The organism is Sphingomonas sp. SDUR79, from assembly GCF_056821745.1.
Map to the genome: position 1 here is coordinate 324,510 of NZ_JBPDIN010000001.1, position 14,340 is coordinate 338,849.

Annotated in this window: 15 protein-coding genes; 4 read left to right on the top strand and 11 right to left on the bottom strand. The window is 64.5% G+C overall.

The window, feature by feature from the left end:
- Positions 1-35: 35 nt before the first annotated feature.
- Positions 36-782 carry an AraC family transcriptional regulator gene (locus ACRYLO_RS01430; RefSeq protein WP_482658520.1) on the bottom strand — a complete coding sequence of 249 codons (747 nt, stop codon included), beginning with the start codon at positions 780-782 and terminating at the stop codon, positions 36-38.
- Between the two features lie 84 nt (positions 783-866).
- On the opposite strand from ACRYLO_RS01430, the gene ACRYLO_RS01435 reads away from it, so the two are divergent.
- Both ACRYLO_RS01435 and ACRYLO_RS01440 read left to right on the top strand, forming a co-directional pair.
- On the top strand, positions 867-1,316 hold the full coding sequence (locus ACRYLO_RS01435) for a DUF6265 family protein (RefSeq protein WP_482658521.1): 450 nt from the start codon (positions 867-869) through the stop codon (positions 1,314-1,316).
- A gap of 73 nt (positions 1,317-1,389) precedes the next feature.
- Complete coding sequence (locus tag ACRYLO_RS01440; protein ID WP_482658522.1) at positions 1,390-1,845, top strand: hypothetical protein; 456 nt, start codon at positions 1,390-1,392, stop codon at positions 1,843-1,845.
- A gap of 75 nt (positions 1,846-1,920) precedes the next feature.
- Here the strand turns inward: ACRYLO_RS01440 and ACRYLO_RS01445 are convergent, their stop codons facing one another.
- The 6 genes from ACRYLO_RS01445 to ACRYLO_RS01470 form a co-directional block, all read right to left on the bottom strand.
- Positions 1,921-2,175, bottom strand: a complete 255-nt coding sequence (locus tag ACRYLO_RS01445; protein ID WP_482658523.1) for an ATP synthase F1 subunit epsilon — start codon at positions 2,173-2,175, stop codon at positions 1,921-1,923.
- A gap of 120 nt (positions 2,176-2,295) precedes the next feature.
- Positions 2,296-3,825, bottom strand: coding sequence for a F0F1 ATP synthase subunit beta (atpD, locus tag ACRYLO_RS01450; protein ID WP_482658524.1), 1,530 nt, complete (start codon positions 3,823-3,825; stop codon positions 2,296-2,298).
- Positions 3,826-3,855: 30 nt separating this feature from the next.
- Complete coding sequence (locus tag ACRYLO_RS01455; RefSeq protein ID WP_482658525.1) at positions 3,856-4,461, bottom strand: DUF6030 family protein; 606 nt, start codon at positions 4,459-4,461, stop codon at positions 3,856-3,858.
- A 1-nt stretch (position 4,462) separates the two neighbouring features.
- Positions 4,463-5,341 (bottom strand): F0F1 ATP synthase subunit gamma, encoded by an 879-nt coding sequence (locus tag ACRYLO_RS01460; RefSeq protein WP_482658526.1) that lies wholly within the window; start codon positions 5,339-5,341, stop codon positions 4,463-4,465.
- Positions 5,342-5,468: 127 nt separating this feature from the next.
- Positions 5,469-6,998 (bottom strand): F0F1 ATP synthase subunit alpha, encoded by a 1,530-nt coding sequence (gene atpA / locus ACRYLO_RS01465; protein WP_482658527.1) that lies wholly within the window; start codon positions 6,996-6,998, stop codon positions 5,469-5,471.
- Between the two features lie 11 nt (positions 6,999-7,009).
- Positions 7,010-7,564 (bottom strand): F0F1 ATP synthase subunit delta, encoded by a 555-nt coding sequence (locus ACRYLO_RS01470; protein WP_482658528.1) that lies wholly within the window; start codon positions 7,562-7,564, stop codon positions 7,010-7,012.
- Between the two features lie 216 nt (positions 7,565-7,780).
- Between ACRYLO_RS01470 and ACRYLO_RS01475 the strand changes: the two genes are divergently transcribed.
- Together ACRYLO_RS01475 and ACRYLO_RS01480 are read left to right on the top strand one after the other, a co-directional pair.
- Entirely contained in the window at positions 7,781-8,737 is a 957-nt protein-coding gene (locus ACRYLO_RS01475; RefSeq protein ID WP_482658529.1) for a hypothetical protein, read from the top strand.
- A 52-nt stretch (positions 8,738-8,789) separates the two neighbouring features.
- Positions 8,790-9,422 (top strand): hypothetical protein, encoded by a 633-nt coding sequence (locus ACRYLO_RS01480; protein WP_482658530.1) that lies wholly within the window; start codon positions 8,790-8,792, stop codon positions 9,420-9,422.
- A gap of 39 nt (positions 9,423-9,461) precedes the next feature.
- On the opposite strand, the gene ACRYLO_RS01485 is transcribed toward ACRYLO_RS01480, so the two are convergent.
- The 4 genes from ACRYLO_RS01485 to ACRYLO_RS01500 all read right to left on the bottom strand — a co-directional run bounded on the left by ACRYLO_RS01485 (position 9,462) and on the right by ACRYLO_RS01500 (position 14,223).
- Positions 9,462-10,925, bottom strand: coding sequence for a DEAD/DEAH box helicase (locus tag ACRYLO_RS01485; protein WP_482658531.1), 1,464 nt, complete (start codon positions 10,923-10,925; stop codon positions 9,462-9,464).
- 1,101 nt (positions 10,926-12,026) lie between these two features.
- Positions 12,027-12,578 carry an RES family NAD+ phosphorylase gene (locus tag ACRYLO_RS01490; RefSeq protein ID WP_482658532.1) on the bottom strand — a complete coding sequence of 184 codons (552 nt, stop codon included), beginning with the start codon at positions 12,576-12,578 and terminating at the stop codon, positions 12,027-12,029.
- A 10-nt stretch (positions 12,579-12,588) separates the two neighbouring features.
- Entirely contained in the window at positions 12,589-12,927 is a 339-nt protein-coding gene (locus ACRYLO_RS01495; protein WP_482658533.1) for a hypothetical protein, read from the bottom strand.
- A gap of 3 nt (positions 12,928-12,930) precedes the next feature.
- Positions 12,931-14,223: a hypothetical protein gene (locus ACRYLO_RS01500; RefSeq protein WP_482658534.1), complete on the bottom strand. Its 1,293-nt coding sequence runs from the start codon at positions 14,221-14,223 to the stop codon at positions 12,931-12,933.
- Positions 14,224-14,340: the final 117 nt, after the last annotated feature.

Sequence of the window (14,340 nt, forward strand, 5' to 3'; positions counted from 1 at the left end):
CGGCACGGGGATAACCGCCAAGGTTTTACAAGTTCCTAACCATCCATCGTCGGCTCGTCGCGCGCCGCGACGAACGGTCCGGCGGCGCGGCGGCGCGTGGTGCCGGGGGAAAGCCCGCCCAACGCCCGAAATTCGCGGGTCATGTGCGCCTGGTCGGCATAGCCCGAGGCGGCGGCCATATCGGCGAGGCGGGCGGCTTTGCCCTGTACCCCGGCCACCGCTTCGCGAAAGCGGAGCAGGCGCAGGTAGCTGCGCGGCGGCATTCCGATCTCCCGCGCGAAGATACGCTGAATCTGGCGCGGCGAAAGGCCGCTGCGGCGGGCGAGCGCACCGATGCTATCGACGTGGCGAATCAGATCGATCGGGTGTTGGGGCCGCCCGGCAAAGGCGGCGGCCAGTCGGGCAGGATGCGCGCCGTCGATCGGAAGCAGCGCTGCGAACGGGCTGTCCTCCGCAACGCCCCGCCAGTCATCGGCAAAATCGGCACAGCGGCTGCCGCCGAGCGCGTGCCAGCCCCATGGCCACAGGCGGATGGCGGTAAATCGCGCGTCGCCGCTGAAGCGGAGCGCAGCCGGACGCAGCGCGAGGCCGGTGACGAACAGCGGCGGCTGCTCGGTGCGCCACACCGAACGGCCGGCATGGCGACGGATCACCTCGATGCAGCCATCGGGCACCGCTTCGTGCGCGACCCAATCGCCGGGCGCCCCGCCGACATCCAGCGTCCAGATCGCGGCAACGAAACCCTCGAGGCCGGGCGGGGGCGGAGTCTCACGATAGTCCATCGCCAGAGCCTCGCATGTCGTAACGGTTCAAGCCAGCCGATCGCTGCGTGGCTATTGTCAGCGCGGGACCAGAGGGAGATTGGGATGATCGGGACAACATTATTGCTGGCGGCGTTGGCGATGCCGCTGGCCGCAACGGGATCCGACGGCAGCACCGGGCTTCCCGAATGGCTGGCCGGGCGCTGGTGCGGCGCCGATGGTCCGCAAGGCCAGACCTGCGAGACGTGGCAACAGGCGGCGGGCGGGACGATGCTCGGCACGTCGCAGACCGTGAAGGACGGCAAGACGGTCGCGTTCGAATTCCTGCGAATCACGCTGGAGGGCGACATTGCGGTCTATCTGCCCCAGCCGGGGGGCAAGCCGCCGGTGCCGTTTCGGGCAGTCGCGGGCAAGGACGGGGTGACGTTCGTCAACGCGACGCATGACTATCCGCAGCGGATTCAGTATCGTCGCACCGGCGACATGCTGACCGCCGAAATTTCTCTGGCGGATGGCAGCAAAGCGATGCGCTGGACCTTCAACCGGGTGCACTGACCGATCCTGACCGTGGCGGGGCGGGGCGAGCAATGCAAGGACGGCTGCGCTAATCGATCACAGGGGTTTTCAGATGCTCACTTTCCTCGTTTCGCTGTTCACCATGTTCGCCGCCCCGACCGGGCTGGCAACGGCACCTGCGCCGGTCGTGGTGGATGCAGCCGTGACGAACCGCCATCTCGACTGGCTGGGCGGGACGTGGCGCGGCAACGGGCTCGAGATGCGCTGCGACCCGACGAAGCTGGGTGTTTCGTGCAGCGAAGAGGGGACGAGCGGGGCGATGAAGGGCGCGAAGGCAGAGCTGGCGTTCGATGCAATGGGGGAAAAGGCGGTGCTGGACATCACCCTTCCCGCCATCCCGCCGAGCCGGTTTACCGAAGTTGCGCGCGATGCGCAGAGCGTGACGTTTGAAATGCCGACCAAGGCAGGCACCGCACGGCTGCGCTTCACCCGCACCGGCGACGCGCTGAAGGTTGAGCGTGGGACCGCCAAGGGTTGGGCGAGTGCGATGGAGTATCAGCGCGGGTAAGGGCAGCGCAGGGCGCATGAAAAAGGCCGCAGGGTTGCCCCTGCGGCCTTTTCGATTCCGGCAATGGCTAAAGAATCAGCCGGCCTTTTCGGCGAGGACCGTCAGGCCCTTTTCATTGACCTCGGCAAAGCCACCCTCGACGCGGATCAGTTCCGGCGACTGGTTCGACGCGGTCTTGTAGATTTCGATATTGCCGTCGCGGATCGTCGACATGAAGGGCGCATGGCCCTCCAGCACGCCGAAATCGCCCTCGCTGCCGGGGACCACCACCATGTGGACGTCCTCCGAGCGGAGCAGCTTTTCCGGGGTCACGAGTTCGAAGTGCAGCATTTCAATTTCTCCCCCCTCCCGCTTGCGGGAGGGGTCGGGGGAGGGCCTGTAACGATCGAGGATGGCCCGTGTGGACAGGCCCTCCCCTAGCCCCTCCCGCAAGCGGGAGGGGAAACTGGCTTACGCCTCGGCGGCCATCTTGGCGGCCTTGGCGACGACGTCGTCGATGCCGCCGACCATGTAGAAGGCCGATTCGGGCAGGTGGTCATATTCGCCGTTCACGACCGCCTTGAACGACTTGATCGTGTCTTCCAGCTGCACGAACGCGCCCGGGATGCCGGTGAAGACTTCGGCGACGTGGAACGGCTGCGATAGGAAGCGCTGGATCTTGCGCGCGCGGGCGACGGTCAGCTTATCCTCTTCGCTCAGCTCGTCCATGCCGAGGATCGCGATGATGTCCTGCAGCGACTTGTACTTCTGCAGGGTCGACTGGACGGCGCGTGCAGTTTCGTAATGCTCCTGGCCGACAACGCGCGGCTCGAGCACGCGGCTGGTCGAGTCCAGCGGATCGACCGCCGGGTAGATGCCGAGTTCCGAGATCGCACGGTTGAGAACCGTGGTCGCGTCCAAGTGGGCGAACGAAGTTGCAGGTGCCGGGTCGGTAAGATCGTCCGCGGGGACGTACACGGCCTGAACCGAGGTGATCGAGCCCTTGTTGGTCGAGGTGATGCGCTCCTGCAGCGCGCCCATGTCGGTCGACAGGGTCGGCTGATAGCCCACCGCCGACGGGATACGGCCGAGCAGTGCCGACACTTCCGCGCCCGCCTGGGTGAAGCGGAAGATGTTGTCGACGAAGAACAGCACGTCCTGGCCTTCGACATCGCGGAAATATTCGGCGATCGTCAGGCCCGACAGCGCGACGCGCGCGCGGGCGCCCGGCGGTTCGTTCATCTGGCCATAGACCAGCGCAACCTTCGATCCTTCGCTGATCGCGTTGCCGTCGGCGTCCTTGGCGATCACGCCCGCGTCGAGGAATTCGTGATACAGGTCGTTGCCCTCACGGGTACGCTCACCGACGCCCGCGAAGACCGAGGTGCCGCCATGGCCCTTGGCGATGTTGTTGATCAGTTCCTGAATGAGAACCGTCTTGCCCACGCCGGCGCCGCCGAACAGGCCGATCTTGCCGCCCTTTGCGTAAGGCGCGAGCAGGTCGATGACCTTGATGCCGGTGACGAGGATCGCGCTTTCGGTCGACTGGTCGACGAACAGCGGGGCTTCGGCATGGATCGGGGCGCGCAGGTCGGTGGCAACCGGGCCGCGCTCGTCGATCGGCTCACCGACGACGTTGAGGATGCGGCCGAGCGTTGCCGGGCCGACCGGAACCTGAATCTGTGCGCCGGTGGCAGTGACCGACTGGCCGCGGGTCAGACCTTCGGTCGAGTCCATCGCGATCGTGCGGACGGTGCTCTCGCCCAGATGCTGCGCGACTTCGAGGACGAGGCGCGTGCCGTTATTGTCGGTTTCGAGCGCCGAGAGAATCGCCGGCAGTTCGCCGGTGAAGCTGACGTCGACGACCGCGCCGATGACCTGCGCGATGCGGCCCTGGCCGGCTGCGGCGACGGGTGCCGCCGTTGCGGCGCTGTCCGCCTTGGGCTTGGTCGCGCGCGGCTTGCGCGCGGGCTTTTCTGCGGTGGGGGCTGCGGTTGCCATGTTCTTCAAGTCCTTGCTTGGCGAATGCGATCAGGGTTGCTGGGAGTTGTCGACCATCGCCTCGGCCGGGGCCGTAGCGGAGGGGCGGCGGAAAGTCACGGTCAGGGTGCGGGCGGCGTCGCCCTTGTCGATGGCAATGGCGATCGGCGCGGTGCCGATCGTGCCGTCGAACGCCTGTTCCTTGGCGATGGCGTCGAGCGCCTTCTTGTCGTCGATGCGATACTGGAACAGGAACGCGCGGACGATGTCGGTCAGCCGCTTCTTCGCGGTTTCGGCATTGGCGTCGTCGGTCAGCGACAAAGCAAAGGTGATCGTGTCGATCGTCTCTGCATCCGGGCCGGTGACGGTCACGGTGCCGGTGTTCGGCGACTTGGCATCGGACTGCGACAGCGTGATCGCCGCGCCCTTCGCCGCAAAGCCGGTCTGCGCCGCCGCATAAGGGGCGAGGCGATAGCCGTACTGGTTGAGGCGACCGATCGTCTCGGTCGGGAAGCCGAACACGCGGTCCCAGCCCTTGAGGTCCGCCGCCGCCTCGCGCGCCGCCGCCTCATTCTGCGCAAGCGTCGGTTGCTCGGCAGGCTGCTGGTTGCAGCCTGCGAGCGCGATGGTCGCAGTGAGGAGGAGAAACGCGCGCATCTTACAGTGCCTCAGCGCCCGAGATGATCTCGACCAGCTCGGTCGTGATCGCGGCCTGACGTGCGCGGTTGTACTGGATCGACAGCCGCTTGATCAGGTCGCCCGCGTTGCGCGTGGCATTGTCCATCGCGGTCATCTTGCTGCCCTGTTCCGACGCGGCGTTCTCACGGATCGCGCGGTAGAGCTGGATCGCGACGTTGCGCGGCAGCAGGTCGGCGAGGATCGCTTCCTCGTCGGGTTCATATTCCACCACCGCCGAGCCGGCATCCTCAACCACGACGTCGGGGATCTTGACCGGGATCAACTGCTGCTCGGTCGGCTCCTGCGTCAGGACCGACTTGAAGTTCGAATAGAACAGGTGCGCGACGTCATATTCGCCCGCTTCGAACCGCGCGATGAGGTCGTCGGCATAGCCGCGCGCATCGGCAAAGCCGAGCTTGCCGAGGTCGCCGGGCTCGATCGAGTGGACGAAGCTGTTCGGGTAGAGCCGGTTCAGCACCGCGCGGCCCTTGCGGCCGATGGTGTAGAATTTGACGGTCTTCCCCTGGGCGATCAGCTCCTGTGCGCGGCGACGCGCGAGGCGGGCGATGTTGGTGTTGAACGCACCGGCCAGGCCCTTGTCGCTGGTCGCGACGACGAACAGATGGACCTGATCCTTGCCGGTGCCGGCGAGCAGCGGCGACACGCCGGGGCCGCCCGCGACCTTCGACGCGAGACTGGCGACGACCTGTTCCAGCCGCTGCGCATAGGGACGCCCGGCCTCCGCCGCTTCCTGCGCGCGGCGCAGCTTGGCGGCGGCGACCATCTTCATCGCCTTGGTGATCTTCTGGGTCGATTTGACCGAGTTGATCCGCACTTTGAGGGCTTTAAGCGAGGCCAAGTCCGTAATTCCCTTGTTCGTCATTCCCGCGAAGGCGGGAATCCATTATCGCTGCCGTTGCGGCTCTATCGAGAGCCTAGCCAGAATGGATCCCCGCCTTCGCGGGGATGACGGTTACACTTGTGTCTTACGCGAACGTCTTGCCGAACGCGGCGAGCGCGTCCTTGAGCTTCGCCTTGGTGTCGTCGCTCAGATCCTTGCTGTCGCGGATCGCGGCGAGGATGTCGGCGTGCTTGCTGCGCATTTCGGCGAGCATCGCGGCCTCGTAGCGGACGACATCGTTCACTGCGACGCTATCGATATAGCCGTTGGTGCCGGCGAAGATCGACACGGTCTGCTCTTCGAACGGCAGCGGCGAGAACTGCGGCTGCTTGAGCAGCTCGGTCAGGCGCGCGCCGCGGTTGAGCAGCTTCTGCGTCGAGGCATCGAGGTCCGAACCGAACTGCGCGAACGCGGCCATTTCGCGATACTGGGCGAGCTCGAGCTTGATCGAGCCCGACACCTTCTTCATCGCCTTGGTCTGCGCCGACGAACCGACGCGCGACACCGACAGGCCGACGTTGATCGCCGGGCGGATGCCCGCGAAGAACAGGTCGGTTTCAAGGAAGATCTGGCCGTCGGTGATCGAGATCACGTTGGTCGGGATGTAGGCCGACACGTCGCCTGCCTGTGTCTCGATGATCGGCAGCGCGGTCAGCGAGCCCGAGCCATTGTCCTCGTTCAGCTTCGCCGCGCGCTCGAGCAGGCGGCTGTGCAGATAGAAGACGTCGCCGGGATAGGCTTCGCGGCCCGGCGGGCGGCGCAGCAGCAGCGACATCTGGCGATAGGCGACGGCCTGCTTCGACAGATCGTCATAGACGATCACGGCGTGCATGCCGTTGTCGCGGAAATATTCGCCCATCGCGCAGCCGGTGTAGGGCGCGAGGAACTGAAGCGGGGCGGGGTCCGATGCGGTCGCGGCGACCACGATCGAATATTCCATCGCGCCATTTTCTTCGAGCGTGCGGACGAGCTGTGCGACGGTCGAGCGCTTCTGGCCGACGGCGACGTACACGCAATAGAGCTTCTTGCTCTCGTCGGTGCCGGCGTTGACGGTCTTCTGGTTGATGAAGGTGTCGATCGCCACGGCCGACTTGCCGGTCTGACGGTCGCCGATGATCAGCTCGCGCTGGCCACGGCCGACGGGGACGAGTGCGTCGATCGCCTTTAGGCCGGTCTGCACCGGCTCATGCACCGACTTGCGCGGGATGATGCCCGGAGCCTTCACTTCGACGCGCGAGCGCTGGTCGGAGACGATCGGGCCCTTGCCGTCGATCGGGTTGCCAAGGCCATCGACCACGCGGCCGAGCAGACCCTTGCCGACCGGAACGTCGACGATGGTGCCGGTGCGCTTGACGACGTCGCCTTCCTTGATCTCCGAGTCCGAGCCGAAGATCACGATGCCGACATTGTCCGCCTCAAGGTTCAGCGCCATGCCCTGAACGCCATTGGCGAATTCGACCATTTCGCCCGCCTGGACATTGTCGAGGCCGTGGACGCGCGCAATGCCGTCACCCACGCTCAGCACCTGGCCGGTCTCGCTGACCTCTGCCTCGGTGCCGAAATTGGCGATCTGGTCCTTGATGACCTTGGAGATTTCTGCGGCGCGGATATCCATGGTTCTAGCTTTCAGCCTTTCATCGCATGCGCGAGGGAATTGAGACGGGTCTTGATCGAGCTGTCGATCATCTGGGAGCCGATCTTCACGACCAGCCCGCCAAGGAGCGAGGGATCGACCGACAGGTCGACGGTGACGTCGCGGCCGACGCGGGCGCGCAGCTGCGTCTTGAGTTCGGCCACCTGCGCCGCGTCGAGCGGGTGGGCAGAAGTGACCGCTGCGGTCACTTCGCCGCGGTGGTGCGCCGCGAGCGTGCCGAAGTCGCGGATCATGCCGGGCAGCGCCGACAGGCGGCGATTCTGGGCCAGCACGCCGAGGAAGCGGGTGGTGAGCGGATCGAGCTGCATCGCGCCCGCCGCAGCCGCGACGCCCCGCGCCGCCTGATCGCGACCGAGCAGCGGGCTTTTGGTCAGCGCCGCAAAGTCGGCCGATTCGGTCAGCGCTTGGCGGACCGTGGCAAGGCTCGATTCGACCGTTGCGATCGAACCGCCCTCGCGCGCCAGATCGAACAGCGCAGTCGCGTAACGACCGCTTAAGCTGGCTTGGATACCGCCGGAATTATCCACGGACGCGTGTTTCCTCTTGGACTCTAGAATGGCCCCATGGGGATTCGGAGGTGTGCCTGTGCGGCACCCCCGATGGGTTGGCGCGCGCCTAGCAAAGGGGGGGCAAGGATGCAACCTGTGTGACCATGTGATGACGGCGGCGGTGGCGGAACGGGGTTGCCCAAAGTGGGAACGGGTGCGAAACCGTCGGTCGCAAACGCATTTAGGGGGAATGCCATGCCGTGGACGCCGACCCGTGCCGCTGTGTTGCTTGCAGCGATGACCATGACCGCGCCGACCGCTCTGGCGGAAAGCGTGCGCATGACCGGCCGCTTCGCCGCGCCCTATCGCGACGCCGCGATGCTCGATTCGCTGCGCGTCGGGCGGATCGGGGGCGAGGACGGGATGCAGCTCGCACTGGCGATCGAACGCGCGCTGGGGCGGCCGGACATCGAGGGGCGGACCCATTTCGACCTGGTCGGCGGGCGCGGCGGCGATGCCGACGGGCTGATCAACGGCAATGTCGTCACCGGGGTTCAGGAAACGAAGTTCAAGCGCAAGGAAAAGGACTGCGTCGAGCGCGAAGGGGGCAAGCGCGATGGCAAATGCCTGCGCGAGGAAGAGGTCGAGAAAGACTGCACCCGGCGCGTGATCAACGTGAACGCCGACCTGCGCCTGAGCGGACCGGGCGGGCGTGTCCTTTATAGTGTATCGCGACCGCGCCGCGATGAGACCAGCTGGTGCCGCGGGCAGAATCCGGCGCGCACGACCGAAGAGGCGATCCGCGCGATGATCATCGACATCGCCGAGAATGTGCGCAGCGACATCGTGCCATCGGTCGAACTCTATTCGATCCGCTTCCGCGAGAGCACGCGCGGCCTGCCCAAGCCGCTGGAGCGGCCGTTCAAGGCTATCGTCAAGCAGACCCAGCGCGACTTGCGCGGTGCTTGTGCGGCGTGGGCGGCGATGGACGTGCAGGCGCCGAACCACCCGTCGATCACCTTTGACCTGGGCCTGTGCGCCGAATCGGCGGGGGAGTATGACAAGGCGCTGGCCCTGTATCGTCGCGCCGCGCCGCTGATCGGGCGGGGCGGCAACGAGGCGACGGCGGGGGTCGAACGGGCACAGCGGCTGATCGACGGTCGCGCCGACGAAGAAGCGCGACGTCGCGGTCGCGGGCCGGGGCGGCGGTGATGGTGAGATCAAGGCGACTCGATCTCGACCGGAATTGCGTTAGCATGGCGCGATGAAAACGATCCTGATCGCCGGCCTGATCGCCGCCATTGTCACCCCCGCTGCTGCCCAGAACCGTTTTCGGGTGGGCACGGTGGAATTCACGACCGCGCTACCGGCAGGCTATTGCCCGGCGGAGGGCAAGAATGCAGCGGTGGCGCAGATGCTCGCCGCGGCCGATCCTCGCAATGTCACCCACCTGACCGCGATGTCCTGCAGCGCGGACATGGCGTGGAAGGACTATTTCATCCTCAAGACGCCGAACGAATTGCTGGCCGTCAGCACCAACACCGCCGAACTTCAGCGCGCCATCGGCCCTGCGCTCAACGCGCAGTCGGGGGGCGAAAATGAAGAAGCGTCCAAGAGTGTTTCGCGCACTATGGGCAGCCCGGTCCAGATCAAGGGCGAGGTGCGCGGCTATGGCCAGGATGCGCACTGTGTTTATCTCGGGGCGGTGCTCGACATGGCGGCACCGGAGCGCGGGATCGCCTATACTCTGGCGATGAGCGGCTGCATGACCGTGGTGTCGGGCAAGGTCGTGACGATCTATCGCTATGCGCCCGGCACGACCGACGCGGATATCCGCAAGCTGATGCCGTCGGTGCTGGACTTTGCCAAGGCGATCAAGCCGGTGGCCGCCAACTGATCCGCTCCCCCCGGCCGGGCCGGGAGGAGCGTGGATCGATTACCCGCGACGCTGGCCTTGGCCGCCGCCGCCACCGCTGCGCTGGCCGCCGGGGGCACCGGCACCGGCGGGACGCGGGGTGAACTTCTTTTTGCGCGGGCCATAGAAGCGCGGCTTGTCGCCGGCTCCGGCGCCTTCACCCCCGCGCGGGGCGGCGGTGCCGAGCGTTTCGCGACGCTCACCGGCAGGGTTGCCGCGCGGGCCGCGGTCGCGCTGGGCGGCGCGGTGATGCGCATTGCGGTCCTGCATCGTGCGGCCGTTGCGGCCATTCATCTCGTCGCGGCTGACCGGGACCGGCCCGCGGCTCGACTTGATGCGGGCCGATTCGGCGAGGAAATCCTCGGGCAGCGGCTGAATCGTCACCTTCTGGCGGATCAGCTTTTCGATGTCGCGCAGATACGGCCGCTCGTCATCGGCGCAATAGCTGATGGCGATGCCGGTCGCGCCGGCACGCGCGGTGCGGCCGATGCGGTGGACATACTGATCCGGGACGTTCGGCAGCTCGAAGTTGAACACGTGGCTGACGCCCGACACGTCGATGCCGCGCGCCGCGATGTCGGTGGCGATCAGCACCTTGACCTTGCCTGACTTGAACTCGCCCAGCGCACGCTCACGCTGCGGCTGGCTCTTGTTGCCATGGATCGCGTTCGACGCGATGCCGCTCGCCGCCAGCAGCTTTACGACGCGGTCGGCGCCATGCTTGGTGCGGGTGAAGATCAGCGCGCGGTCGATGCTCTCGTCACGCAGCGCGATGGTCAGCAGCGACTGCTTCTCCGCCTGGTTCACGAAGGTCACGAACTGCTCCACGCGCTCGGCGGTGGTGGCGACCGGGGTCACCTTCACCTCGACCGGGTCCTTGATGAACTGGGTCGCGAGGTCGCGGATCGACTTGGGCATGGTGGCCGAGAAGAACAGCGTCTGGCGCTTGCTGGGCAGCTCGCGGACGATGCGCTTCAACGCGTGGATGAAGCCCAGGTCCATCATCTGGTCGGCCTCGTCCAGCACCAGGATTTCGATGCCGAGCAGGATCGCATAGCTTTGTTCGATCAGGTCGACGAGGCGGCCCGGGGTTGCGACGATGATGTCGACGCCGCGCGCCAGATCGGTCTTGTTCTTGTGGATCGAGGTGCCGCCGAACACGGTAGCGACCGACAGCTTGGTGCCCTTGCTATAGTCGCGGGCGCTCTGGGCGATCTGGCTGGCCAGTTCGCGGGTCGGCGCGAGGACGAGCATGCGGCAACCGCGCGGCTGCGCCCGCTTGTTCGACGCGACGAGGCGCTCGATCGAGGGGAGCATGAACGCGGCGGTCTTGCCGGTGCCGGTCTGGGCGATGCCGAGCAGGTCGCGCCCTTCGAGCAGCGCCGGGATCGACTGCGCCTGAATCGGCGTCGCGTCGGTATAGCCCTTTGCCGACAGCGCAGCCAGCGTGGTCTCGGACAGGCCGAGGGTATTGAACTTGGTCATGGAATCTCTTTGCATAACGGCCAGCGCGCATGCGGAATGCGCGCGCGCAGGCGGGTCAAAAAATGACGACCCGCGTGATATGGGAAGCCGAGCAATCAACCGAGGCGGAGCCGGAGCCGCAGGATGAACCCCGGCCCGATCACGCTGCATAACGCCTCGCTGCGCCGCGATATGGCAGCAAGGTTGCCATAAGTCAAGATCGGGGGCGCAAAGGTCGCGAATGTGGTCCGGGCGCGGGGCGGAGGCTGGCTAGGAGACAGGTCGCGAAACTGACGAAGTTACGCGGAACGCGGTTCATCCTGTCAGCTTCGGACGGTTTCTGCGCGGTGAGGGCGGGGCGGAGTTGACGAAGCTGACAAAAATACGGGTGTGTAAGGCGGGTTGTCAGGTTCGGGCCGGAGGCAGCCGAGGTCCGGCGGCGGGGCGATCGACGGGGTCAAAGAGCGGTCGGGGATCGACCGGGGGATGAGAACATATCGGGTCCAACATTGCAAGGGGGGCGGGTGTTTCGCAGGTGGAGGGGCTCCTCGGAGCCAAGCTTTCCTACGTTGCCCCGCTGGTGAACGTCATCAACACGGGCTAGTCGTTAGGCTTAATGCCCAGCCGCTTCGCGCGCTCCTTGTGCAGGATAGCCTGGCGGGTGTTCCTGCACCACTGGATCATGGCTGGGTCAGCCCTGAGCACATCCTCTATCGGCATAGTAGCCAACCCCCCAAGGTCCTCTCCCTCGCGGACCTTGGGGCAAAGCTGCCCTGTGGCTGGATAGGTCAGTGGCCCATAGGCCCCGCTCGATAGCGTCAAGAAAATGGCTGCAATCATAAGGCCCTCCACGGCCTGCCTACTGGCGCGCTTCGGTAGCGTCAATTGATACCGTCATCGAAACCGCAAATAGCAGGAGGGTTTAATCCCAGACGATGCGCCGATCTTTAGGTATTCGGTAATAAATTGCCCGTGATGTGGTTCTCAGGCTAATTGGGAACTCAACTTTTAAGGCTGATTCATTAGCAGCGACCATGTATGCTACTACGGCTGGCGCCGATGGCGCTACCACGGACACCAATTTTACTTGGATCAGTAGCAGCAATTCCAAAGTGTAGCTAATCAAGATATTTTACGCTGACTCTCTCGCCATTCCTGCCAATTGACCGGCTCGCTTTCGACGAGGTGAAGGTCGTCAGGGTCTAATCGATCCACAAAGAGCACTAGATTGTGACATGGCCAGCGCGCGCTCGGTGCCAAAATGCCGTCGAAGCCGAGGAACTGCGCTGCGTCGCCTATCTCCTGGCAGCGATCGTATGATAGGCTGGTGTAGTTCTCCCTGCTGATACCCAAGCCGACGAGGGCGTCGAGATCGGCAATTTTCAGAGTACGTGCTGTACGCACGGTCAGGCGGTGCAGCACCGACCGGAGCTTGGAAGGAAAAACCGGCTGTTGGCTCAGATGGAAATGGATTTCCGCGAGCGCGCCTTCGCGCTCCAGTGCCGTGTAGAGAACGTCGAAGGTTCCGGGATCCCAGCGGGCACCGGCGGGATAACCCTGAAGAACATCGCGCTCCTCGCGGACGATTCGCCAAACATCTCCTTCGAACGGAACTCCTTGATGTCCGTCGATAAGATCGAGCAACTCTAAGTCTCGGGCGCGCCGATCGTTCATTTCCCGACGCCTATAGGAATGCTCCGGCCTCAAGGCGCTCGATTACAGCTAACACCTCTTCGGTCCGGTCTGCATTGATAAGATCGATGGCTCGCTCGTTGCGGAGCAATGCATGACGCGAATGTAGCCAAAGACGTGCCTCATCTGCAGTGTAGAAATCCGAAAGCCGGTCTACGACATAACGCAGGTCGGCGATGACCGTCTGAGTATGGAGATTAGGCGTTCCGTTTCCGCGCGACCAACGCGAAACGGTCGCTGTGGAAACATCGACGATGTTGGCGATGTCTTTGCCTTGGAGACCGCCATAGGTCTTCAAGTCGTCGAGAATGCGGGTAACGGCTGTGGACATAACTTAACGCCTTGCGAGACTAGCGGCGCTGAGCGCCGAGCGGGAACGCTCTGGCGCGGCAGCCCGCGGCGCCCCATCGACCGTGCGGCCCAAATCTTCAAGCACGGCATGCATTTTTTCCAACCGTTCGCTGCTACGGGTCAACAGCTCAGACAGCCCGTCCTCGCTCACTTTGAGCTTGGCAGCATTCCGCGCCGCACGTTCAGTTGGTGCCAGCTCATGGTCAAGGAAATGGCGAACGCGACGGCTGTCGGGCACGCGCGCGAGTTCGGCAACCTGCCTAGAACGCTGGCGCAGATAGTGCGCTTTTGGATTTTTGAGCATATCCTCGAGGCCGTGCGGGCAGCAACCGCGATCCGCGCAACTCAGCGCCTTGCGCGCGCCTGGGGCTGCCATCAGCGTCTCGAGCTGCTTCACACTCAGCAATCGATCAACTGCGCTGATTAAGACACGTTTCTCGCGTCCACCGCCGCCTTGCTTAGGGGGCTTTCCCCAACTCGAAGCGTCGAAGCGCTCCTTCTCGGCAACGCCATGGCAAATGCCGCCGGCTGCCCCGAACGCAGCGATCGCAATTCCAGCGAGTCCGCCAACACCATCTGCAACAATTGGTCGCTCAAGCCGGGTGAAGTCCAGCATCGCAGCGATATAACGGCGCAGAGCCATCGGCGTAGCGTCTGCTCCAAAACCGGATACGCGAAACCACAAACTGGAATACGGAGTATCAGCGAGGCCCGCGATAAACGCACGACGCTGAACTGGATCGCGCAACGCGCCATTCTTGATATTCAGCTCGTAGTGGATGTCGATCTTCTCTCCGCCTTCTGCATCAAGCGAACGACGAAGAGCTGCGGTTGCTTCACGATCGACGCCAAAAAGCGGATCCGGCGAGCCGTCGAGGATATGCGTAGGCGCCAAGATCGCATGGAAGCCTTGATGCACAGCGTATCGCGCAATCTGGCCAATCACGTCACGATTGGCATTCGCTCGCATATCATCTGGAGTGAGCACGGCCGAAGGATTGGCCCAGGGCGCTTCGCGCGCGGCGCCTTCAAAACGGCCGAGTGAGGACAACTCAGCGACGTTTGTATCAAGAATAAGCTCGGCCCCCGCCTCGCGCAGCGACTGGATCAACTCCTGCTGTCGCCCTGCAGCACAGGCATCAATAACAACGCGATTAGGCATGGCGTTGCCAGCCCCCAGCAAGGTCTCAAGCTGGCGATGTCCCGTAGTTCCGACCCGCAGGAAGTGGCCTACGGGGCTCGGTTGACCATGAAGATAGACAACGTTCTCGCGCATAGGAGCACCTCTGCTGAGGCGGTTACGTTTTAATTTCACAAATGTCAATCGTGAAATTGAAACGCAATTTATCGGGGCGGTAGTGCAGTACGCGGAACCGAGATCTCCACGTTAAGC